At 71.1% G+C, this 21654-nt stretch carries 20 protein-coding genes and 2 tRNA genes; 10 read left to right on the top strand and 12 right to left on the bottom strand.

Translation table 11 applies throughout. The annotated features are described in order from the left end of the window. Positions 1-55 precede the first annotated feature (55 nt). Positions 56-379, top strand: a complete 324-nt coding sequence (locus C4J65_RS23140; RefSeq protein WP_003973762.1) for a multidrug efflux SMR transporter — start codon at positions 56-58, stop codon at positions 377-379. Here the strand turns inward: C4J65_RS23140 and C4J65_RS23135 are convergent. Next, on the bottom strand, positions 376-1020 hold the full coding sequence (locus C4J65_RS23135) for a TetR/AcrR family transcriptional regulator (protein WP_115744113.1): 645 nt from the start codon (positions 1018-1020) through the stop codon (positions 376-378). The genes C4J65_RS23140 and C4J65_RS23135 overlap by 4 nt on opposite strands. A 192-nt stretch (positions 1021-1212) precedes the next feature. On the opposite strand from C4J65_RS23135, the gene hisN reads away from it, so the two are divergent. From hisN to C4J65_RS23115, 4 genes are all read left to right on the top strand, one after another. Continuing rightward, positions 1213-2013 carry a histidinol-phosphatase gene (hisN, locus tag C4J65_RS23130; RefSeq protein ID WP_115744112.1) on the top strand — a complete coding sequence of 267 codons (801 nt, stop codon included), beginning with the start codon at positions 1213-1215 and terminating at the stop codon, positions 2011-2013. Positions 2014-2145: 132 nt separating this feature from the next. After that, a complete protein-coding gene (locus C4J65_RS23125) occupies positions 2146-2553 on the top strand; it encodes a CBS domain-containing protein (protein WP_162833306.1) in 408 nt (135 codons plus the stop codon). Between the two features lie 165 nt (positions 2554-2718). Then, complete coding sequence (locus C4J65_RS23120; protein ID WP_115744111.1) at positions 2719-3135, top strand: Fur family transcriptional regulator; 417 nt, start codon at positions 2719-2721, stop codon at positions 3133-3135. A 50-nt stretch (positions 3136-3185) separates the two neighbouring features. Continuing rightward, positions 3186-3259 (top strand) — tRNA-Met (locus C4J65_RS23115). A 204-nt stretch (positions 3260-3463) separates the two neighbouring features. On the opposite strand, the gene C4J65_RS23110 is transcribed toward C4J65_RS23115, so the two are convergent. From C4J65_RS23110 to C4J65_RS23100, 3 genes are all read right to left on the bottom strand, one after another. Continuing rightward, on the bottom strand, positions 3464-5287 hold the full coding sequence (locus C4J65_RS23110; RefSeq protein ID WP_115744110.1) for a tetratricopeptide repeat protein: 1824 nt from the start codon (positions 5285-5287) through the stop codon (positions 3464-3466). Between the two features lie 240 nt (positions 5288-5527). After that, positions 5528-5601: transfer RNA gene (locus C4J65_RS23105), tRNA-Met, on the bottom strand. A 78-nt stretch (positions 5602-5679) separates the two neighbouring features. Then, entirely contained in the window at positions 5680-8667 is a 2988-nt protein-coding gene (locus C4J65_RS23100) for a UPF0182 family protein (RefSeq protein WP_115744109.1), read from the bottom strand. A gap of 164 nt (positions 8668-8831) precedes the next feature. Here C4J65_RS23100 and C4J65_RS23095 point away from each other — a divergent pair, with 164 nt between their 5' ends. Then, positions 8832-9374, top strand: a complete 543-nt coding sequence (locus tag C4J65_RS23095) for a PPA1309 family protein (RefSeq protein WP_162833305.1) — start codon at positions 8832-8834, stop codon at positions 9372-9374. 41 nt (positions 9375-9415) lie between these two features. Here the strand turns inward: C4J65_RS23095 and C4J65_RS23090 are convergent, their stop codons facing one another. The 4 genes from C4J65_RS23090 to C4J65_RS23080 all read right to left on the bottom strand — a co-directional run bounded on the left by C4J65_RS23090 (position 9416) and on the right by C4J65_RS23080 (position 12573). Next, positions 9416-10510 (bottom strand): PDZ domain-containing protein, encoded by a 1095-nt coding sequence (locus tag C4J65_RS23090; RefSeq protein WP_115744107.1) that lies wholly within the window; start codon positions 10508-10510, stop codon positions 9416-9418. 74 nt (positions 10511-10584) lie between these two features. Beyond that, the gene (locus tag C4J65_RS36390) at positions 10585-10749 is read right to left on the bottom strand and encodes a hypothetical protein (protein ID WP_003973774.1); all 165 of its coding nucleotides are present in this window, start codon (positions 10747-10749) and stop codon (positions 10585-10587) included. Between the two features lie 115 nt (positions 10750-10864). Beyond that, positions 10865-11323, bottom strand: a complete 459-nt coding sequence (locus C4J65_RS23085; RefSeq protein ID WP_115744106.1) for a molybdenum cofactor biosynthesis protein MoaE — start codon at positions 11321-11323, stop codon at positions 10865-10867. 128 nt (positions 11324-11451) lie between these two features. Further along, on the bottom strand, positions 11452-12573 hold the full coding sequence (locus C4J65_RS23080) for an SDR family oxidoreductase (RefSeq protein WP_003973776.1): 1122 nt from the start codon (positions 12571-12573) through the stop codon (positions 11452-11454). A 192-nt stretch (positions 12574-12765) separates the two neighbouring features. Between C4J65_RS23080 and C4J65_RS23075 the strand changes: the two genes are divergently transcribed. Next, complete coding sequence (locus tag C4J65_RS23075) at positions 12766-14244, top strand: zinc-dependent metalloprotease (protein WP_115744105.1); 1479 nt, start codon at positions 12766-12768, stop codon at positions 14242-14244. Beyond that, on the top strand, positions 14241-14756 hold the full coding sequence (locus C4J65_RS23070) for an NUDIX hydrolase (RefSeq protein WP_115744104.1): 516 nt from the start codon (positions 14241-14243) through the stop codon (positions 14754-14756). Before C4J65_RS23075 ends, C4J65_RS23070 begins: the two co-directional genes overlap by 4 nt. A gap of 59 nt (positions 14757-14815) precedes the next feature. On the opposite strand, the gene C4J65_RS23065 is transcribed toward C4J65_RS23070, so the two are convergent. The 4 genes from C4J65_RS23065 to C4J65_RS23050 all read right to left on the bottom strand — a co-directional run bounded on the left by C4J65_RS23065 (position 14816) and on the right by C4J65_RS23050 (position 18769). Next, positions 14816-15571 (bottom strand): AIM24 family protein, encoded by a 756-nt coding sequence (locus C4J65_RS23065; protein WP_115744103.1) that lies wholly within the window; start codon positions 15569-15571, stop codon positions 14816-14818. A 17-nt stretch (positions 15572-15588) separates the two neighbouring features. After that, positions 15589-16269, bottom strand: coding sequence for an AIM24 family protein (locus C4J65_RS23060; protein ID WP_003973780.1), 681 nt, complete (start codon positions 16267-16269; stop codon positions 15589-15591). 13 nt (positions 16270-16282) lie between these two features. Continuing rightward, entirely contained in the window at positions 16283-18034 is a 1752-nt protein-coding gene (locus tag C4J65_RS23055) for a TerD family protein (RefSeq protein WP_115744102.1), read from the bottom strand. 138 nt (positions 18035-18172) lie between these two features. Then, the gene (locus C4J65_RS23050) at positions 18173-18769 is read right to left on the bottom strand and encodes a M48 family metallopeptidase (RefSeq protein ID WP_162833304.1); all 597 of its coding nucleotides are present in this window, start codon (positions 18767-18769) and stop codon (positions 18173-18175) included. A gap of 246 nt (positions 18770-19015) precedes the next feature. Here C4J65_RS23050 and C4J65_RS23045 point away from each other — a divergent pair, with 246 nt between their 5' ends. Continuing rightward, the gene (locus C4J65_RS23045) at positions 19016-20230 is read left to right on the top strand and encodes a TOMM precursor leader peptide-binding protein (RefSeq protein ID WP_115744100.1); all 1215 of its coding nucleotides are present in this window, start codon (positions 19016-19018) and stop codon (positions 20228-20230) included. Next, positions 20223-21635: an AarF/ABC1/UbiB kinase family protein gene (locus C4J65_RS23040; protein WP_115744099.1), complete on the top strand. Its 1413-nt coding sequence runs from the start codon at positions 20223-20225 to the stop codon at positions 21633-21635. The genes C4J65_RS23045 and C4J65_RS23040 overlap by 8 nt, the downstream gene beginning before the upstream one ends. The last annotated feature ends 19 nt before the right edge of the window (positions 21636-21654 follow it).

The raw sequence follows: 21654 nt of genomic DNA, 5'->3' as shown, positions 1-21654 counted from the left end.
GCCACTGATCGGCATCGACACAGCGGTCACGGTAGGGACCACGGGAGGACAAGACATGGCGTGGCTGCTGGTCATAGTGGCCGGAGTGCTCGAAACCGGCTTCGCCGTCTGTCTGAAGCTGTCGCACGGCTTCACCCGGCTCTGGCCCACCATCGCCTTCTGCGCCTTCGCGCTGGGCAGTTTCGGCCTGCTGACGATGTCTCTGAAGAAGCTCGACGTCGGCCCCGCGTACGCGGTGTGGACCGGCATCGGCGCGGCGGGCACCGCCATCTACGGCATGATCTTCCTCGGCGACCTGGTCTCGACCCTGAAGATCGTCTCGATCAGCTTCGTCATCATCGGCGTGATCGGGCTGCAGCTGTCGGGCTCCGCACACTAGGGCCTGTCCGGCGCCGGCACTGCCGGCAGCCATGCCGTCAGCCGGCGCGGCAGGGCGGTGCGTACGAGGTCCGCCACCCCGCCCTCGGCGGGCGGCGCGGCGACGCAGGACAGGGCGAGGCGCACGGTCAGTTCGCAGGAGCGGGCCAGTTCGGCGGCGTCCGGCGGCGGCAGGGGACCGGCGCCGCCCAGGACGGCCACGGCCCGGTCGCGGACGAGACCCACGAAGTCGCCGGGCGAGGGCAGCGGACCGTCGGCCCGTCGCTGGGCCGGCACGGCGGAGGAGGAGGGCACCGCCGTCAGGGCCGGTGCGGGCAGCCGCTCGCTCCAGCACCCCGTGAGCATGGCCCTCACCAGCGCGTTGTCGTGGGCCGCCGACATCATCCACTCGGCGGTGGCGGTGAGTCGTTCGCGCGGGTCGCTGGGCCCGGAGAGCGCGCGCTCCACTCCGGCGAGATAGCCGTCGGCCTCCCGCCGCACGAGCGCCCGGGCGAGCCCCTCCTTGCTGCCGAACTCGTTGTAGAGGGTCTGCCGGGACACCCCGGCTGAAGCCGCCACGTCCACCATCCGCACGGCGGACCACGGCCTGCGCGCCAGCGCCGTGTACGCGGCATCGAGCAGGGACTCCCGGGCTGCAGGCACCCTCGCCTCCCTCGGGCCGAGCGAACGCTGCCGGATGGGCCGAGCGACTTGCTGCCAGATTTGACGGGTATGGGAGCACTGTCAAGGGTCCTCGCGCCCGCGGCGCAGCGCCCCCGCACCGCCTTCCCGCCCCCGCCACGCCCGCCAAACCCCTGGTAGCCCCGCCCCGCCCGCGACAGATAGCGTGACGGCATGCCCGATTACCTCGACGACCTCCGCCTCGCCCACGTACTCGCCGACGCCGCCGACGCCGCGACGATGGACCGCTTCAAGGCCCTCGATCTGAAGGTCGAGACGAAGCCGGACATGACCCCGGTGAGCGAGGCGGACAAGGCCGCCGAGGAACTCATCCGCGGCCACCTCTCCCGCGCCCGCCCCCGCGACTCGGTCCACGGCGAGGAGTTCGGCGTGGCGGGCACCGGCCCGCGGCGCTGGGTCATCGACCCGATCGACGGCACCAAGAACTACGTACGCGGTGTCCCCGTCTGGGCCACCCTCATCTCCCTGATGGAGGCCAGGGAGGGCGGCTACCAGCCCGTCGTGGGCCTCGTCTCGGCACCTGCCCTCGGCCGCCGCTGGTGGGCGGTGCAGGACCACGGCGCGTTCACCGGCCGCAGCCTGACCTCAGCCCATCGGCTCCACGTCTCCCAGGTCTCCACGCTCTCCGACGCCTCCTTCGCGTACTCCTCACTGAGCGGCTGGGAGGAGCAGGGCCGGCTCGACGGCTTCCTCGACCTCACCCGTGAGGTGTGGCGCACGCGCGCGTACGGGGACTTCTGGCCGTACATGATGGTCGCCGAGGGCTCGGTGGACATCTGTGCCGAACCGGAGCTCTCCCTCTGGGACATGGCCGCGAACGCGATCATCGTCACGGAGGCCGGCGGCACCTTCACCGGCCTCGACGGCCGCCCCGGCCCGCACAGCGGCAACGCGGCGGCGTCGAACGGCCGGCTCCACGACGAGCTGCTCGGGTATCTCAACCAGCGCTACTGAGCGCCCGCCGACTCACCCTCCGCGCCCCCTTGTTGACCCGTGCTTTACCTGCCACTCTGAGAGCTCCCCCACTTGTGAACTTGTGAATCCATGAACGAACTCATGGATCACCGGCAGGAGGTGGCTCCACCCATGCTCGTCCGCGAAGTCATGAGCACGGTCGTCCTCACCATCGGTCCCGCCCACACACTCCGCCAGGCCGCCGCCCTGATGTCCGCACGCCACGTCGGCGCGGCGGTGGTGTACGACCCCGACGCCGGCGGCATCGGGATCCTCACCGAACGCGACGTCCTCGTCTCCGTGGGCCGGGGCCAGGACCCGGACGCCGAGCGCGCCCACGGCCACACCACCACCGACGTCGTCTTCGCCGCCCCAACCTGGACCGTGGAGGAGGCGGCGGGCGCGATGGCGCACGGCGGCTTCCGCCACCTCATCGTCCTGGAGGGCGGCGAGCCCGTCGGGATCGTCTCGGTGCGCGACATCATCCGCCGCTGGGCACCGGCGCGCTCCCCGCACAACGCCCCGGCGGTGACCGCCTGACGAGACGGAGCGAGGTGCGGGCCGGCGCAGGTCGCCGGCCCGCCCGAGCCGTGCCTCTTGGCCAATGCCGCCCCGGTTCCTACAATGGACAGTGTCTAAGTCGAGCAGGACTCCAAAGTCACACCCATTCGGGACCTGGTCCCCCTTGCTGTTAGGCTGATGTGTATGAGTGACCTTTTGGAACGGCTGCGCGGGCGCGGTTGGCGCATGACCGCACAGCGGCGCGTCGTGGCCGAGGTCCTCGACGGCGAGCACGTCCACCTGACGGCCGACGAGGTGCACACCCGGGCCGTGGACAAGCTCCCCGAGATCTCCCGGGCGACGGTCTACAACACCCTGGGTGAGCTGGTCTCGCTCGGCGAGGTGCTGGAGGTCGCGACGGACAAGCGCGCCAAGCGCTACGACCCGAACGCGCACCGGCCGCACCACCACCTGGTCTGCGCGCGGTGCGGCGCGATCCGCGACGTGCACCCGACCGGCAACCCGCTGGCCGACCTCCCCGACTCGGAGCGTTTCGGTTTCACGGTGTCGGACGTCGAGGTGACGTACCGCGGCACCTGCCCGAACTGCGCGGCGGCGTGAGCAGGGATTTGCCTCTCGTCTTCATGTTGACGTAGTGTTCCCTTCATCGACGCGGGGTGGAGCAGCTCGGTAGCTCGCTGGGCTCATAACCCAGAGGTCGCAGGTTCAAATCCTGTCCCCGCTACTGAAGGCCTAGGGCCGGAATCCCATGGGATTCCGGCCCTAGGTGCGTCGCCGCCCGGGTGCGGGCCATCGCGCTGCCGAGGCGGCACGGGTGGGTGGTGGGGACCTGGGAGGGCAGGCACCCGGTACGCGCCGGCCCGCGTCTCCCACTCCCGCCGAGCCAAAACCCGGGCCCCTCCACAAGGCGCCCACGCTCAGCGCAGCGCTACGCCGACAGCTCCTGCCGCAACGCGTCCCGCAGCCGAGCCGCCCGCTCCCCCACCTCCCGCGGCCCCAGCGACACCGCCAGGTCCGCCCACCGCTGCCCCTCCGCCAGCTCCCCCCGCCGCGCACACACCAGCGCCAGCCGCAGCGCCGCCCGCCCGTGCCCGGCGTCGGCCGCCCTGCGCCACCACACGACGGCCTCGGGCTCGCTTCCCTCACGGGCCAGCAGCAGCCCCAGGTTGAACGCGCCGTTGCGGGACCCGGCCTCGGCCGCCTCGCGGTACCACCGCGCAGCCTCCACCACGTCGCCCCGCGCCGCGGCGAGCATCCCGACCCGCACCTGGCCCCGCCGGTGCCCCTGGGAGGCCGCCCGCTCGTACCACTCCTCGCACTCGGACTTCTCCTGCGCCGGCTCGCCCAGCTCGTGCGCGGGCGCCGGCGGCCGGCGCGCGTCCAGCACCGTCGCCAGCCGGTACGCGGCCTCCGCGCTGCCGCCCCCCGCCGCACAGCGCAGGAACCGCTCCGCCTCGCGCTCGTCCCCGCCGCGCAGCCGTGCCATCCCGACCTGGAGCGCCGCCTCGGTGTGTCCGGCGGCGGCGGCCCGCTCGTACCAGCGCAGCGCCGCCCGCTCCTCGCTCCGCCCGGCGTGCAGGATTCCGAGGTTGAAGGCGGCGTCGACGCTGCCCGCCTCGGCGGCCTTGGAGAACCACGGCTCGGCGCCGCTCTCGTCCCCGGCCCGTAGCAGCAGGATGGCCAGCGCGTTGGACGCCTCCCGGTGTCCGGCGTACGCGGCCCTCCGGTACCACTGCTCGGCCTGCGTGGTGCGCCCCTGCTCGGCACAGAGCAGCCCGAGGTTGTACGCCCCGTTGTCGTCGCCGGCGTCCAGCGCGGCCCGGTACCAGCGCTCCGCGGTCTGGGTCTCGCCGCGCTCGGCGTGCAGCGCGCCCAGGGCGTTGGCGGCGTTGCCGTCGCCGTCCTGGGCTGCGCGCAGCCACCACACGGCGGCGCTCTCGGTGTCCCCGGCATCCCGCAGCAGGAAGCCGAGCGCGCAGGCGGCGCGAGCCTCGCCGTCCTTGGCGGACGTGAGGTACCAGCGGCCGGCCTCCTTGAGCTCGCCGCGCTTCTCCAGGATCGTCCCGAGGTGCAGCGCGCCCCGCCGGTGACCGCGCGCGGCGGCCTGCCGGAACCACTGCTCGGCCTCGTCGGCGGTGCGTGCGGCGGCCTTGTCGTCGCCGTCCTGCCCGGCCCGCCGGTCCAGCGTCCGGGCCAGCCGGTACGCCGCTTCCCGGTGCCCGCGCTCGGCCGCGGCGCGCATCCACCGCTCGGAACCGGTGTCGTCGCCGCGGTGCTCCAGCAGGTCGGCGAGCGCGTAGGCGCCCAGTACATGGCCCTGTTCCGCGGACTGGCGCAGCCAGTACTCGGCGGCGGGCTCGTCCCCGCGTTCGCGGAAGTGCCGGCCCAGCGCGTGCGCGGCGGCGGCGGATCCGGCGACGGCGGCGATGCGCCACCAGCCGGCGGCCTCCTCGGCGTATCCGCGCTGGTGCAGCAGGACGCCGAGGTTGTTGGCGGCGGCGCGGTCGCCGGCCGCGGTGGCGGCACGCAGGTGCGACTCGGCTCCGTCGAAGTCGCCACGGCGCAGCAGCATCGCGCCGAGCACGCTCATCGCCTCCACGTCACCACCGTCGACGGCCAGTCGCAGACGCACCTCCTCGGCGGCCTCGTCGGCGGCTTCCTGAGCCTCGTCCGTGGCCTCCTCCTGACCGGAAAGCTGACCGGACGGCTGCGCAAAACGCCCTGTCCCGAACAGATTTGCCATGTCCCCCATAACGTTCATCGTCGCACCACCCGCAACCTCGGTACATCCGGTATACCGCAGTCAGTGAGGTCACTTCAGCGTTTTGTCGACATGCCCACAGGGAGACAAGTCAAACACGGATCTGCCCAACTCCCCTTGGCGGCGCGGCCGTCGCGTTCGCCGGTACATGCGTTCGCACATCACGAAGGCCCGGATTCCTTGTGGGAATCCGGGCCTTCATGGTCGTTCGCACACAGCTCACGACTTCAGTAGCGGGGACAGGATTTGAACCTGCGACCTCTGGGTTATGAGCCCAGCGAGCTACCGAGCTGCTCCACCCCGCGCCGTTGTGTTCACAACCCTAGCACGGCGCGGGATGGGCTTTGACCAGCTGGAACAGCCGGACCGACGCGACCGGACGGTCAGCCGGTGTCCGCTCCGCCACCGGCATCACCGGTCGGCGTCGCGTCCGGACCGGCCTTGTCGCCCCCGGCCTTGTCCCCACTGCTCTTGTCGTCGCCGTTCTTGCCGCCGGCGCTCTGGTCCGCCTTGGCCTGTGCGTCCTCGGCCCGCTGGAGTGCCTCCTCCAGGTCCTTCTGCGCCTCGGCATACGCGGCCAAGTCCTTCTGTTCCAGGGCCTTCTGCCCGGCGTCGAAGGCCTTCTGCGCATCGCTCAGCGCTTCCCGGACCGTGGGGTTGGTGGACGTCGGCGGCGGCTCGGTCGTGTCGTCGCCCTCGTCCGGTGGCTGCTCGGTCTCGGCGGCCTGCGCTCCGAAGACCTTGTTGAGGGCCGCGTCGAGTGTGTTCTCGAAGGCGGTGTTGCCCCCGTAGCTCACCAGGACCTTGCGCAGCAACGGGTACTTGAGGTCGCCACCGCGGACGTAGACGGGCTCGACGTACAGCAGTCCGCCGTCCAGCGGCACCGTCAGCAGGTTGCCGTACTCCACCTCCGAGTCGCCGCCTCTCAGCAGCCTGATGGACTCGGCGATGTCCTGTTCGGAGTTGAACTGGCTCTGTACCTGTTTGGGTCCGTCGACGGTCGTGCTCGTCGGCAGTTTCAGGATTCTGATCTTGCCGTAGTCACTGGTGCCGGCTTCGGCGTCGACCGCCATGAAGGCGCTGAGGTTGTCACGCCCGTTGGGTGTGAACGTCGTCGTCAGCGAGAACGCCTGGGCCTTCTGGTCGGGCATCTTCATGCTCAGGTAGTACGGCGGTACCGCGTCGCCCGACTTGTTGGTCGGGTCGTCCGGCACCTGCCACACCTCGCTGCCGCTGAGGAACGTGTTGGCGTCCTTCACGTGGTAGCGCGTGAGCAGCTCGCGCTGGACCTTGAACAGATCCTGCGGATAGCGCAGGTGCGCCATCAGCTCCTTGGAGATCTCGCCCTTGTCCTGCACCGTGTCCGGGAACGCCTTCATCCAGGTCTTCAGTATCGGATCCTGGGTGTCCCACTGGTAGAGCTTCACGTCACCGCTGTACGCGTCGACGGTCGCCTTCACGGAGTTGCGGATGTAGTTGACCTGGTTCTGCTGGGCCACCACCGCGCGCGAGTTGTTGTTGGCGGTCAGCGAGTCCGCGGTGGTGTCGCCGAGCGTCGTACGGGAGGCGTACGGATAGCCGTTCGTCGTCGTGTAGGCGTCGACGATCCACTGGATGCGGCCGTCCACCACCGCCGGATAGGCGTCGCCGTCGATGGTCAGCCAGGGCGCGACCGCCTCGACGCGCTCCTTGGGCGTGCGGTTGTAAAGAATCCGCGAACCGTCGCCGATCGCGCCGGAGTAGAGGATCTGCGGTTCGCTGAACGCCGCCGCGTACGCCGCCCGGTTGATCGGGTTGGACAGGTCGACGCCGCCGTCGCCCTTGTAGCTGAACGTCTTCTCCCCGGTGTCGTCGGAGTAGTCGATCTCCTTCTGGGGACCGCCGACGATCGAGTAGGTGGTGGTCTTCTCGCCGTAGTAGACCCGCTGCTCGTAATCCCCGAGGTCGCCCTCGGACGGCAGGTTGGACTCGGTGAAGACCGGGCGTCCCTCGGAGTCGACCTGGGTGCCCTTCGCCGCGACCACGCCGTAGCCGTGGGTGTAGCGGAAATGGTTGTTGATCCAGTTCTTCTTCGGGATGCCCGCCAGGTTCAGCTCGCGCAGGCCGATGACCGTGTCCTGGTCCTTGCCGTCCTTGGCGTAGCGATCGACGTCCAGGTTGGTCGGGAACGCGTAGTAGTTACGCATCTGCTGAAGCTGCTGGAACGTCGGCGAGATGATGTTCGGGTCCATGATCCGGACGGACGCCGCGGCGTCCGCGTCGTCACGGAGCTTGGTCTTGTCCTTGGTCTCGCTCTTGCCCGGGTACTCGCTGACCTGCGTGCCCTCGATGCCGTACGCGTCACGCGTGGCCGCGAGGTTCTTCTCGACGTAGGGCGCTTCCTTGGCCTGCTCGTTCGGCTGGACCTGGAACTTCTGGACCAGCGCCGGGTACAGGCCGCCGATGAGGATCGCGGAGAGCACCATCAGGCCGAAGCCGATCACGGGCAGCTGCCAGGTGCGCCGCCACAGGGTGGCGAAGAACAGCAGGGCGCAGATGACCGCGATGCAGAAGAGGATCGTCTTGGCCGGCAGGTAGGCGTTGGCGTCGACGTACCTGAGGCCCGTCCAGTTGTCGGTCGCCTTGAAGTCGCTGGACTTCACCGCGAGGCCGTACCGGTCGAGCCAGTAGGCGACCGCCTTGAGGGCGACGAAGACTCCGATGAGCACCGAGAGGTGCCCGGTGGCCGCGGCCGTGGCGCGCGCGCCCGGGCTGGTGACGCGGAGCCCGCCGTACAGGTAGTGGGTGAGCGCGGCGGCGATCACCGAGATGATCACGGCTGCGAAGCCGAAGCCGAGCAGGAACCGGTACCAGGGCAGGTCGAAGGCGTAGAAGGAGACGTCCAGCTTGAACTGGGGGTCCTTCTGTCCGAAGGGCACGCCGTTGACCCACATCAGCCAGGTCCGCCACTGGCCGGACGCCGAGGCGCCGGCGATCAGGCCGACCAGGGCGGTGATGCCGAGCAGCAGCCACTTCTTGTACGGGGCGATGCCCATCCGGTACCGGTCGAGGTTCTGCTGCTCCATCGACATGGCGCTCAGCGGCGGGCGCAGGCGGTGGGCCAACCAGATGTTGAACCCGACGGCGAGCGCCATCAGCAGGCCGAAGACGAAGAAGAGGCCGATCTTGGTCCACAGGGTCGTCGTGAACACCGACGAGTAGTGGACCGACCGGTACCAGAGCCAGTCCGTCCAGAATCCCGCGAACATGGTGAACGCCATGGCGAGCACGGCGAGGACACCAAGTGTCAGCAGCAGGGTTCGGACACGCCGGGACGGGCGGCCCACTCTGATCCGCGGCCCCGTCGGGGGGCCTCCGCCGCGGTCCGGCATCTGGAAAGCCAAGGTGCGCACCTCGAAGTTCGCTGTTGATCCGTCAGGCCCTCGGGTTCGCGGGCCCCCCGTGCGCCCCCGTGATCGTGGGCCCACACTTATGCAACTTACTCATCGTTTACTCGGTTCCCGATTCCGGCCATGAACGAGGCAGGATTGTGACCATGTCCAACACCCCCATGGCAGCGAGCCCCCTCACCCGGGCCGTACTCGAGATCGACGAGTACGTCTCCGGCCTCGGCTGGGACCAGCCCGCACGCCTCTTTGCACTTGTCGACACCGCACGGCTGCGGGCCGACCAGCCCTCGCTCGCGGACCGGCTCGGTCTGCAGGAGGAACCGGCGACCTCCGGCCTCACCCCGATCGAGCAGGACGAAATTCCAACGGACCAGGCGCTCGACGAGTTCCTGGGCACCATCGCCTGGCCCGACGCCGTGGTCGGCTGCGCGCTCGCCGTGGAGCGCCTGATGCTGCCGCCCTCGGCCGAGGCCCAGGTGCCTTCGGGCCTCAACGAGAAGAAGCTCGCGCAGTGGGTGGCGGAGCACCCGGACCGTCAGGAGGTCCGCATGACGGTCGCGGTCCTGCGGGACGGCAGCCGTGACTCGGCCCTGCGGCTGCGTGAGAAGGACGCGGCCACGGAGGTCCTCACGGGTTCCGATCTGGTGCCGGGTCTGGCCGCGGCGCTGACCGCGACCTTCGAGGAGTAGGCCCGCCGGCCGCCGGCCGCCGGGACTGCTGTGCGGAGGGGCTACCCCTCCGTGCACTTCGGCAGGTCGGCGGTCTTTCCGGAACGGATGTCGTCGAGCGCGCCGAGGGCGTCGTCGATGGTGTCGACCTTCACGAGGGTGAGCCCGTCGGGGGTGTCCTCGGCGGCCGCCGCGCAGTTGTCCGCGGGCGTCAGGAAGTACTGGGCGCCCTTGTCGTGCGCGCCGATGGTCTTCATGCCGATGCCGCCGATCGGGCCGACCTTGCCGTTGTCGTCGATCGTCCCGGTGCCGGCGACGAACTTGCCGCCGGTGAGGTCACCGGGGGTGAGCTTGTCGTAGATGCCGAGGGCGAACATCAGACCGGCGCTCGGGCCGCCGACGTCGGCCAGCTTGATGTCGACCTCGAACGGGAACGTGTGATCGGTTCCGGCGGAGATCCCGACGACGGCGCGTTTCGCACCCGCGTCTTGGGAGGTCTCGGTCGTGATGGTGACCTTCTGGGTCTTCGTCGCCGTCCGGCCCTCCTTCTCCGCGGCGGCCTGCTCCTTGGCGGGCACGATCGTGAAGACGGTGTCCTGCCCCGGCTCGTGCTTGGTCACCAGCTCGGCGACGTCCCCGGGCTTCTTGACGGTCGTGCCGTCCACGGCCTTGATCACGTCACCGGCGTGCAGTCTGCCCTGCGACGGGGAGTCCTTGACGACGGCGGAGACGACCACCCAGGACTTCACCGGGATGTCGAGCGCCTTCAGGGCGGCGACCTTCGCGCTCTCCTGGGACTGGCTGAACTCCTCCGCGTTTTCCTGGGTGGCCTCTTCCTCGGTCTTGCCGTCCGGGTAGAGGGTGTCGTGCGGCACCACGCTGTTGTCGTGCGCCAGCCAGCCGTAGACCGCCTCCACGAGGTTCATCCGGTACTCGGCGCTGGTGACCCGGACGGTGGTCATGTTCAGATGACCGCTCGCCTCGTAGGTCTTGTGACCGGAGATCTGGAGCACCGGCTCGCCGTCGTGGTCCCCGAGGGTGTTCACCGTCGGCCCGGGAGACATCTCCGAGTACGGCACGGGGATGAAAACACCCGCGCACAGGAGCGCGATCAGCATCAGGGTGGAGGCGAGCATCGTCGCGGTGCGGCGTGGCATGGCACGACAGTACGGGACGCGGCTGTCGGAACACCGTCAGGGCGGCGGTCGCCAATCGGCCGTCGGGGCGGCCGTCAGGCACCCGTGCGGGGCTTCTCCATGGCCTCACGGAACCGGGCGTACCCGTCCAGCTCGGGACCGTCGCTCCGTGCCCTGCGGGTTCGGTTGGCCCAGCTTCCCCACAGGCCCGCACCGACGGCGGCCACCAGCGGAATCAGCAACCAGGCAAGCGCTCCCATGCCGACCTCCCAACCCCATGAGCGTCCGCGACTGACTGATCAGCAGATTAACCATTCGCAGTGACAACGCTCACGCCGGGGGGCGGGTTACGCAACCGGAGGTGCGGGCACGGAACTACGCGCCCACCCACTCCTCGGTGCCGTCGGAGAACGTCTGGTGCTTCCAGATGGGCACCTCGTGCTTGAGGTCGTCGATCAGCTTCCGGCAGGCGTCGAAGGCCTCGCCCCGGTGCGGGCAGGACACGGCGACGACCACCGCGAGGTCCCCGACCTCCAGGTCACCCACACGGTGCAGCGCCGCGAGTGCCCGTACGGGGTACTCCGCGACGACCTTCTCGGCGATCCGGCGCATCTCCGCCTCGGCGTTCGGGTGGCACGAGTACCCGAGCCGGTCGACGTCGGTGCCCCCGTCGTGGTTGCGCACGGTCCCCACGAACAGCGCGGTGCCGCCCGACGCGTCGTCCCCGACCGCGCCGAAGACCTCGTCCACGGACAGGGGCGTCTCCCGGATGCCGATCAGCTTGACCGGGTCGGCCGCGGCCAGCTCACCGGGGTGGTCGTTCGTGGTTGCCATACCTCTATCGTGCCCCACGCCACGGACGGCGCGGAATAGCGTGATCGCCCGGCACGCGCGCGTGAGGCGTTGGAGTCTCCTACAGGCACGGGGTCGCGCCGAGGGGTCCTGGGCGAAGGAGAGGCACCTCAGATGCGGCGCCGGGCCTTGCGCGCACGACGCACCACCGCGGCCGCGCCGAGCAGCGCCACCGTCGCGCCCGCGGCCCCAGCCGCCGTCGCGTCCTTGCGCCCGAGGCGCCGGCCGGCGACCGTGTGCCGCCCCGAGACCTCCTCGAGCAGCTCCGCCAGGACCTCCTCGTTCGTGTGTTTCGGACGCCATCCGGCATCGTGCAGGCGGCTGCCGCTGACGACCCAGGGGTACATCGTGTACGCCAGGTCCCCGGCCGGGGAGGGGGTCAGTCCGATCCGGTGCAGCCGGGCCGCGGCGCCGAGCGCGACCGCGGAGGGCAGCTCCATGCGCCGGATGCCGCTGAGCTCCTCGACCTCCTCCTGCTCCAGCCAGCCGTCGCATCCGACGGCCAGCTCTCCGTCGGCCTTCTCCAGGACGGCGTACTCCAGGGCACTGCACAGGTCGTCGACGTGGCAGAACTGCCAGGCGGGCCGCGATCCGGCCACGACGAGCAGCCGGGGCGACTCGAAGTACCTGGTCAGCGCGGTGTCCATGCCGCCGACCAGCACGGCGGGCCGCACCACGGTCACGTTCAGGCCGGGATGCGCCCGGGGTGCGCGCCGCGCGAGCCGCTCGATCTCCAGCAGGTCCCCGACGCCCGTGGCCTCGGCCGTGGCGCGCAGCTCGGCATCCTCGGACAGCGGCAGCTCGTTGTCCGGGAGCGCGCCGTAGACCATCGCGGAGGTGCACAGCACCACCCTGTGCACGCCGGCCGCCGCCGCGGCGGTCAGGACGGTCTGTGTCCCCCGGACGTTGTAAGCCGTCCGGGCGGCCGCGTCGGTCTCCAGGTCGAGGTCGAGCGCCAGGTGCACCACAACGTCCGCACCACGCAGTTTCTCGGCGATGGCGGGGTCCCGGACGTCCAGGATCTGCCACTGCGCCGCCTCGCAGCCGCCGCGCCGCTCGTCGATGGCCACAACCTGTCTGACCTCGTCGGACGCGGCGAGCCGCGCGGTGAGCAGCGCCCCTACCCCGGACGCGGCACCGGTGACCGCGACGACGGGTCCGCGCGCGCCGGGGCGGGCGGAGCTGGTTGACTGGTTTCGCGCTGCGCGAACCTGCGGATCTGGGGAACTCACCGGGCGTCTCCAGAGGTTGTCTTCAGTACGAGCGCGAGCGACGCGTGCGTACCAGGTGGCATCCATCCTGCCGCAGGCCGTCAGTCGGCGAAGCACCGAGGCCCGATCGGCTTCGGGTGTCTACGCTGGGTGGTGAAGTCGGGCAGCCGTGCCGCCGGAAAGAACCGGCGGCCCTACCAGCCGAGGAACCCCGTGAGTGACACCCCATTCGGATTCGGCCTTCCGCCGGAGGAGCCGGACGACGGCGACGAGGGCAAGAAGAAGGACCAGCAGAGCGGCGGTGGTCAGGGACCGGCCAACCCGTTCGGTTTCGGGATGTCCGGAGCCGGAGGCCTGGGCGGCCCCGGTGCGGACAACCCGTTCGCTGCCATGTTCGGTTCCATGAACCCCAACGACCTGGGTGCCGCGTTCCAGCAGCTGGGCCAGATGCTCTCCTACGAGGGCGGCCCGGTGAACTGGGACATGGCCAAGCAGATCGCCCGCCAGACGGTCTCCCAGGGCACGCCGGACGGCCGCAAGGACGCCAGCGTCGGTCCCGCCGAGCGCAATGCCGTGCAGGAGGCGGTGCGCCTGGCCGACCTGTGGCTGGACGACGCGACGGCCCTGCCTTCGGGCGCGGGCACCGCCGTGGCCTGGAGCCGCGCGGAGTGGGTCGAGGCGACCCTGCCCACGTGGCGCGAGCTGGTCGACCCGGTCGCCGAGCGCGTCGGCAACGCCATGGGCGACGTGCTGCCGGAGGAGATGCAGGCCATGGCCGGCCCGCTGATCGGCATGATGCGGTCGATGGGCGGCGCCATGTTCGGCACGCAGATCGGGCAGGCCGTCGGCGTGCTCGCCGGCGAGGTCGTCGGCTCGACCGACGTGGGTCTGCCGCTCGGCCCGGCCGGCAAGGCCGCGCTGCTGCCGGCGAACATCGAGTCGTTCGGCAAGGACCTCGGCGTGCCGCAGGAGGAGGTGCGGCTGTACCTGGCGCTGCGCGAGGCCGCCCACCAGCGCCTCTTCGCGCACGTGCCGTGGCTGCGCTCGCACCTGTTCGGTGCCGTCGACGGCTACGCCCGTGGGATCAAGGTCGACACGGCCAAGCTGGAGGACGTGGTCGGCCAGTTCGATCCGCAGAACCCCGAGCAGCTGCAGGAGGCTCTCCAGCAGGGCATGTTCCAGCCGGAGGACACGCCGGAGCAGAAGGCGGCCCTGGCCCGCCTGGAGACCGCTCTCGCGCTCGTCGAGGGCTGGGTGGACGCGGTGGTGCACACCGCCGCGAAGCCGCGCCTGTCCTCCGCCGACGCGCTGCGCGAGACGCTGCGCCGCCGTCGCGCCTCGGGCGGTCCCGCGGAGCAGACGTTCGCGACGCTGATCGGTCTGGAGCTGCGTCCGCGCCGGCTGCGCGACGCCTCCCGCCTGTGGGCGTCCCTGACGGACGCGCACGGGGTCGACGGCCGGGACGGGCTGTGGGCCCACCCGGACATGCTGCCGACCGCGACCGACCTGGACGACCCGGACGGCTTCGTGCACCGGGAGCAGCTCGACTTCTCCGAGCTGGACAAGATGCTCGGCGAGGCGGCGGGCAAGCCCGATCTGAGGAAGCCCGATCCGAAGAAGAAGGACGAGGGCGCCCGGGGCGAGAACCGGGCCGACGACCGGGACAAGCCCAAGGGCGACGACGACGAGTGAGCCTCCACGACGACGCCGTGCTGGTCCTGAAGGCGTACGAGGGCCAGGACGAGCTGCGACAGGTCTACCTGGACCATCTCGCGACGCACCCGGACGGGATGTGGAAGGCCTGCGGGGACGGGCACGTCACGGCGAGCGCCTTGGTGATCGATCCCTCGCGCGAGCGGGTCCTGCTCACCCTGCACAAGAAGATGCGCATGTGGCTGCAGATGGGCGGTCACTGCGAGCCGGTCGACGAGACGCTGGCCCGAGCCGCGCTGCGCGAGGGGGCGGAGGAGTCGGGCATCGCCAGACTGACCCTGCTGTCCGGTGGCCCCGTGCGGCTGGACCGGCACCACACGCCCTGCGCCTGGCACCTGGACGTCCAGTACGCGGCCCTGGCCCCGGAGGGTGCCGTGGAGGCGATCAGCGACGAGTCGCTGGATCTGCGCTGGTTCCCGTACGCCGAGGTCGCGGACGTGGCCGACGACTCGGTCGTACGCCTGCTGGAGGCGACCCGCGATCGCCTGTGACCGGTAAGGGGTGACCGCCGCGGCGATCACCCCTTACCGGACAGCGGCAGCCGGGCGGCTCAGCTCCAGACGTTGCCCTGGTTCTGGCCGCGGGCTCCGTGCTGGCCCATGCCGTACTGCGCGGCGAGGCCCTGCCCGACCTGGGCGTTCTGCGGCGGCAGCAGCTCGCTGGGCTGGACGAGCGCGAAGCCGCTGCCCATGAAGCTCAGCTCCCAGCCCTCTCCGGTGTTGCCGCGGCGCCGCCACACTCCGGAGGAGTGCGTCTGGGCCTGCATCTGCACGCGCAGGCCGGTGGACCAGGCGACGATCGCGTCGGCGTCGCAGTTGACGTACTTGTCGGGTGTCACCTGCATGAACAGCGGGGAGCCCGAGGTCATCAGGGCGACCTTGCCGCGGCCGGTGATGTTGAGCTGGTACTTCCCCGAGCCGGAGATGCCGTAGAGGCTGTCCACCGCGATGACCTCGTGGTGGAGGTTCGAGTCCATCGCGAGCACGTAGCTGCTGTCGACGGTGAGGCCGTCCTGGTCGACGTCCACGACGTGGACGCACTGGGCGAGGTTGGAGAAGTAGACCGTGCCCTGCCCGTGGCAGCGCATCAGCTCCAGTCCCTCGCCGGTGTGTGCACGCGCGCGCGACTGGTTGTTGCTCTGGTACTCGGCGTCGAACTCGACGAGCCCCTGGTAGGCGACCATCGTGCCCTTGCGGGCGAGCACGTCGTCGTGGCCCGTCAGGGCGACACGGAGCATGTGCTTGTTCTGCAGGCTCCAGGCTTCCTGGGTCTGCTGGTCGTTGTAGGCGAAAATCGGGCTCTGCATGATGTTCTGGCTCCCCCTCAGCCCCGGACCCGGAGGCGGTCGGTGCTGTCCTCGCTGGGCTGGACGACGACGATGCCCTGACCGGAGAAGGCCATCTGGAAGGCCTCGCCGCTGCCGCGGCCGATCAGCGACTGCGCCTTGAAGCTGCGCTTGCCCTTCACCTTGAGGTTCGGGGACCAGGCCACGAGCGCGTCGGGGTCGACGTAGGTCTCGTCCTCGCCGCCGCCGCAGTCGACCACGATCGGCTTGCCCCGGGAGGTGAGCGCGACCCAGCCCTGCCCGGAGATCTTCGTGTTCCACAGGCCCTGCCCGGCGAATTTCGCCAGGCCCTTGACCCGCTCCACGCCCCACGTCAGGTGGGCGTCGAAGGCGAGCAGGTTGGTGGCGTTGACGGAGATTCCGTCGCCGTTGAGGTTGATCACGACGACGTTGGCACCGTAGTCGGCGAGGTAGAGCAGCCCGTCGCCGGAGCACTTCATCAGGGGCGCGCCCTCCCCGGTCATCCAGTCCTTGGCGATCTGGCGGACGGCCGGCGGGTTCGGCTCGTACTGGACGAAGCCCTCGTAGGCGGTCATCGAGCCCACGCGCGCGAGGAGGTCGTTTCCGGTCTGCATGGCGACCTTCAGCATGTGGTTGCCGTGGTTCTCCATGCGGGCGCCGGCAGGAGCGGGAGCGTAGCCCGCGAGCGGCTGGTTCATGTCGGGCTCTCCCTCAGATCTCGTACGGCTGGACGACGACGAAGCTGCCGGGCGCGGCCCGGAACTGCAGGTTGACGCTTTCGCCCGTGTCGCCCGCGTAGGAGTTGCGGCGCATCCGCACCTGGCTGGAGACGACCACCTGGGCGGCGGCGGACCAGGCGACCACGGCGTTGCAGTCGGCGAAGGTCGTGGGCGTGACCGGCAGCACCACGGGCACACCGCGCGTCTTCACGACGATCGTGCCGGTGCCCTGGAACTGCATGGTGAACAGTGCCCCGCCCGGGATGCCGTGGCCCTCGATGCGGCGGACCTCGTACTGGAGGCTCTCGTCGAAGGCCAGGACGTTCTCCGCGGAGACGCACACGGCGTCGCCCTGGAGCTCGATGGGGTGCAGCATCGCGGAGTTCTCCGCGAGGAACACCTGTCCCTTGCCGGTGCAGCGCATCAGCTGCATCTCCTGGCCGGTCGCGTTGCCCACGACCCGCCCGGCGAATCCGGCGCCCTTGTAGCTGAAGTCGACCTTGCCCTGGTAGAGCACCATGCTGCCCTGCCGGGCGAGGACGGGCTGGCCCTCCGCGCCGAGGTCGACGCGGACCAGCTTCTTGTTCTGCTGGGTCCAGCGCTGGCCGGTCGGGGTCTCCCGGAACTGCTGGAGCGCCGCGGTCACACCGGCACCCTGGGGCGCGGCCTGGGGCATGCCCTGAGGCATGCCCTGGGGAGGCTGTTGGCCGTAGCCGGGCGGAGGCGTCGGCTGGCCGTAGCCCGCGGGCGGGCCGGGCTGCTGCCCGTAGCCGGGAGGTGCGGTCGGCTGCCCGTAACCGGGCGGCGGGGCCGGGGCCTGGGGGGCCTGGGGCTGGCCGTAGCCGGGGGGCGGCGGGGCGGTCTGGCCGGGGACCTGGCCGTAGGGCGGCTGCTGACCGGGCTGGCCCGGCTGGCCGTACGGCGCGGGCGCCGGGGCGGGGGGCGGCACCGGGGCACCGCCGGGCGGTGTGTTCATGGGCGCGACGATGGTCTGCGCGGCGTGCACGTCCGGCCCGGGCGCCGGGGCGGGAGCCGGTGGCGGCGGGGCGAAGCCCTGCGGGGCGGGCTGCGGCACGGGTGCCGGCGCGGGTGCCGCGGGAGCCGGTGCGGCGGGCGCACCGAAGGCCGGCGGCGCCGCGGCCTGGGCGGGCGGGGCGAAGCCCGGGGCGGCACCCGTCTGCGGCTGCTGCGCCTGCTGCGGGGCGGGCGCCTCGTCCTCGGCCACCTCGCCGCCGAAGTTCCTCAGCAGCGCGTCGAGACCGCCGTCGAAGCCCTGCCCGACGGCGGCGAACCGCCACACGTCCTTCAGGTAGAAGTCGCCCAGCATCACGGCGCGCTCGGTGGAGAACTCCGAACCGCTGAACGGGTACCGGGCCACCTCCTCGCCGCCCGCGACGATCCGGACGTACCCGGGCCCCACCTGCGACATCTGTCCCGCGCCGTCGATCGTCGCGGTGAAGGACAGCTTCTGGATCTGCTGCGGGATCCTGTCGAGGGTGACCCGGAAGGACTCGGTGTCACCCGCCTGCGCACCCAGGAGCTGGATGGACTCCTCGGGGGTCTTCGGTTGGTTGAAGAACACGAAGTACCGGTCGTCCGACAACCGCTCGTCGGCGTCGAGACCGAAGCAGCTGATGTCGAAGCTCAGCCCGGGGCCGGAGATCTGCACACCTACGTACAGATCCGTGCCCGAGGTGAGGTCACTGATCCTGGCCTTGTGGCCGCGTTGAAATTCCCTGGCCATGCGTTACGACCGTCCCCCATCCGAATGTGAGTGCGTCGCGACAGGCTAACGGCAAACACCGACACCGGAGGAAGTCGGTACAGACCCGGTACGAAACCCGTGCGCGACCGTGTCGGACCCCCGTCGGGGGCGCCAGGGCTACTCGCTGCGGGCCCCGGGCACGTGCGGCAGCCGGTCCGCGGCGACCACACCCTCCAGGTAGCCCCGGGCGCGCTCGGTCCGCGGATACGCCTCCAGGAGCCGCCAGAACCGGGGCCCGTGCCCGGGGACCAGCAGGTGCGCCAGCTCGTGCAGGAGGACGTAGTCGACGACGTACTCGGGCATGCCCTGGAGGCGGTGCGACAGCCGGATGCTTCCCTCGGACGGGGTGCACGAGCCCCAGCGGGTGTTCTGGTTGGTGACCCAGCGGACCGAGGTGGGCCGGGCCCGGCCCTCGAAGTACTGTCCCGACAGGCGCTCGGCGCGCTCGGCCAGCTCCGCGTCGCCCAGGACGCGCTTGCTCTCCTGGGCGGCCAGCTTGTCCAGCATGACGCTCACCCAGCGTTGCTCCTCGGCCTCGGACATCCGGGCGGGGATCAGCACGACGGTGCGATCGCCCTCCCGGTACGCGGAGACCGTCCGGCGCCGCCGGGTGCTTCTGCGCACCTCGATCGCGCTCGTCCCCGGGCCGCTCGGCAGTGGATTCGTCGGTGTGCGCGGGGGTGCCCCGGCGCGGTGCAGTGGGTCGGCGGACACGCCACGACGTTACCCGCTGCACACGGGGAAGTCCCGGCTCCGGGACGCATCGGTGCCGATCCGCCACTCGTCCTGGGAGACGGGCGGCTGATTCGTACGACGAATATCCACCACCTGTGGACAACTTTCGACGCCTCTCCGCGCATCCGGGCATGCTGGCACTCGCCGGCGGATTCGCGACCGACGGCGGGCGCACACGCACACGCACACGCACACGCACACGGCAAGACATACGGGGGACCTGGCATGCATCCGATGGTGAAGCCCGCGCTCAGGCGCGGCTGGCGCGATCTGAACACCGTGCAGTTCGGAATGACACCGGCGCACGCGCTGACACTGGCACCGGTGGACACGGCGACGGGCAGCTTCCTTGAGCTGCTCAACGGCACCCGTGGCCCGGCACTCCTGCGCGAGGCGGGGCAACGCATGGACCTGCCGGACGGGCATGTCGACCGGGTCGTGGAGCGTCTGGCGCGGGCCGGTCTGCTCGACGACTCGCGGGGCGGCGGGCCGGACGCCGACGCCCTGCGGGCGAAGAAGGAGGTCCTCGACCGGCTCCGCCCCGACCTGGCCTCGCTGTCCCTGACGACTTCGGAACCGGGCGACGCGATCAGACACCTGGCCGCCCGACGCGCCCTACGGGTGGGTGTGAGGGGCGCCGGACGCGTGGGCGCGGTGCTGGCCGGCCTGCTGTCGGGTGCGGGCGTCGGCGGGATCGACGTGCGCGACGGCGGGCGCGTCGAGCTGTGGGACGTCGCTCCGGGCGGCCTGCCCGCCGAGTCGGTCGGCGACCGCCGGGACGAGACGGCCCGCCGCCTCGTGCGCCGGGCCGCCCCCGACCGGCCTCCCCGCCGAGGCCCCACGACACCTCCGGAGGAGAGCGCCCCGGTCCTCTCCCTGGTGGTCGTCGCCCCGCGCGACGACGTCGCGGTGCACGCGCCCGACCCCACCGCCGCGGAATCCCTGATGGCCTCCGGCACACCCCACCTCTACGCCGGTGTCGTGGAGGGCACCGGTGTCGTCGGCCCCCTCGTCCTGCCCGGTGAGACGGGGTGCGCCGGCTGCCTGCAGGCGGACCGCACGGACCGGGACCCTGCTTGGCCACGGCTGGTGGCACAGTGGCGCTCCGGCCGGCAGCGTCGGGTACCGCCGTGCGACCTCGCCCTCGCGACGACCGTCGCCGGGTTCGCGGCTGCCCAGGCGCTCGCCTTCCTGGACGGCCGGACGCCCTCCAGCACCGGGGCACGCTGGGAGGTCTCGTTGCCCGCCCTGCGATGGAGGGTGCGGCCGGTCCTGCCGCACCCCGCATGTCCCTGCGGGGCGGACCGGAAAGGTAAGCAGGAACACATCCCCGAGGACAGGGGGTGGCGCGCGACAATGGCTGGGCAAGGGCCGTCAGCGGAAGTACGCCACGAGGCGGAACCGGAGCGGCCGGCTGGGACTTGGAGGGCGCATGTCTGATCTTCCGCGCAAGGCGGTCACCCGGACCGCCAAGCTCGCCGCGCTCCCGCTCGGCTTCGCCGGGCGGGCCACCTGGGGGCTGGGCAAGCGAATCGTCGGCGAGTCCGCGGAGATCGTCGGCCAGCAGCTTCAGCAGCGCACCGCGGAGCAGCTGTTCAAGGTGCTGGGCGAGCTCAAGGGCGGGGCGATGAAGTTCGGGCAGGCCCTGTCCGTCTTCGAGTCGGCCCTGCCCGAGGAGGTCGCCGGCCCCTATCGTGCGGCGCTGACCAAGCTGCAGGAGGCGGCACCGCCGATGCCGACGCGCACCGTGCACTCCGTGCTGGCGGAGCGGCTCGGTGAGGACTGGCCGGACCTGTTCCTGGAGTTCGAGGACAGGCCAGCTGCGGCCGCCTCGATCGGCCAGGTGCACCGGGGGGTGTGGCACGACGGCCGCGAGGTGGCGGTCAAGGTGCAGTATCCGGGCGCAGGCGAGGCACTGCTGTCCGACCTGAACCAACTCAGCCGCTTCGCCCGCCTGCTCGGCCCGCTGGTCCCCGGCATGGACATCAAGCCGCTGATCACAGAGCTGAAGGACCGGGTCTCGGAGGAGCTGGACTACGACCTGGAGGCGCAGGCCCAGCGGACGCATGCCGAGATCTTCGACGACGACCCGGACATCGTGGTGCCGGACGTCGTCCACCAGTGCGAACAGGTGCTGATCACCGAGTGGATCGACGGCATCCCGATGTCGGAGATCATCTCGAACGGCACGCAGGAGCAGCGCGACCGGGCGGGTCAGCTGCTGGCCCACTTCCTGTTCTCCGGTCCCGCGCGCACCGGGCTCCTGCACGCCGACCCGCACCCCGGCAACTTCCGTCTGCTGCCCGGCGGGCCTCAGGGCGAGGACGACTGGCGCCTCGGCGTCCTGGACTTCGGCACCGTCGACCGCCTTCCGGGTGGTCTGCCCGAGCCCATCGGCGAGGCCCTGCGCATGACGCTGGACGGCGAGGCGGAGGCCGTCTACGAGATGCTCTGCGCGGAGGGCTTCGTCAAGGAATCGATAGAGCTGGACCCCGACGCCGTTCTCGACTACCTGCTGCCGATCATCGAGCCGGCCAGGGTCGACGCGTTCACCTTCACCCGCGGCTGGATGCGGAGCCAGGCAGCCCGCATCGGTGACCCCCGCTCCCCCGCGTACCAGCTGGCCAAGCAGCTCAACCTGCCGCCGGCGTATCTCCTGATCCACCGCGTGACCCTGAGCACCATCGGTGTGCTCTGCCAGCTGGGGGCCACGGTCCGGCTGCGCGACGAGCTGGAGGAGTGGCTGGTCGGGTTCGTCGCCGAGGACGAGGCCGAGGAAGCCGAAGAATCGGAAGAAACGGGCGAGGACGTGTACGAGGTGGAGGGGACGGCCGCAGAGGCCTGATCCACCGATCCGCTGGTCC

Origin of the sequence: Streptomyces sp. CB09001 (assembly GCF_003369795.1) — a bacterium.
Classification (GTDB): Bacteria; Actinomycetota; Actinomycetes; order Streptomycetales; family Streptomycetaceae; genus Streptomyces.
Note: the sequence above shows the minus strand (reverse complement) of the source record. Positions and strands in the feature narration are given on the sequence as shown.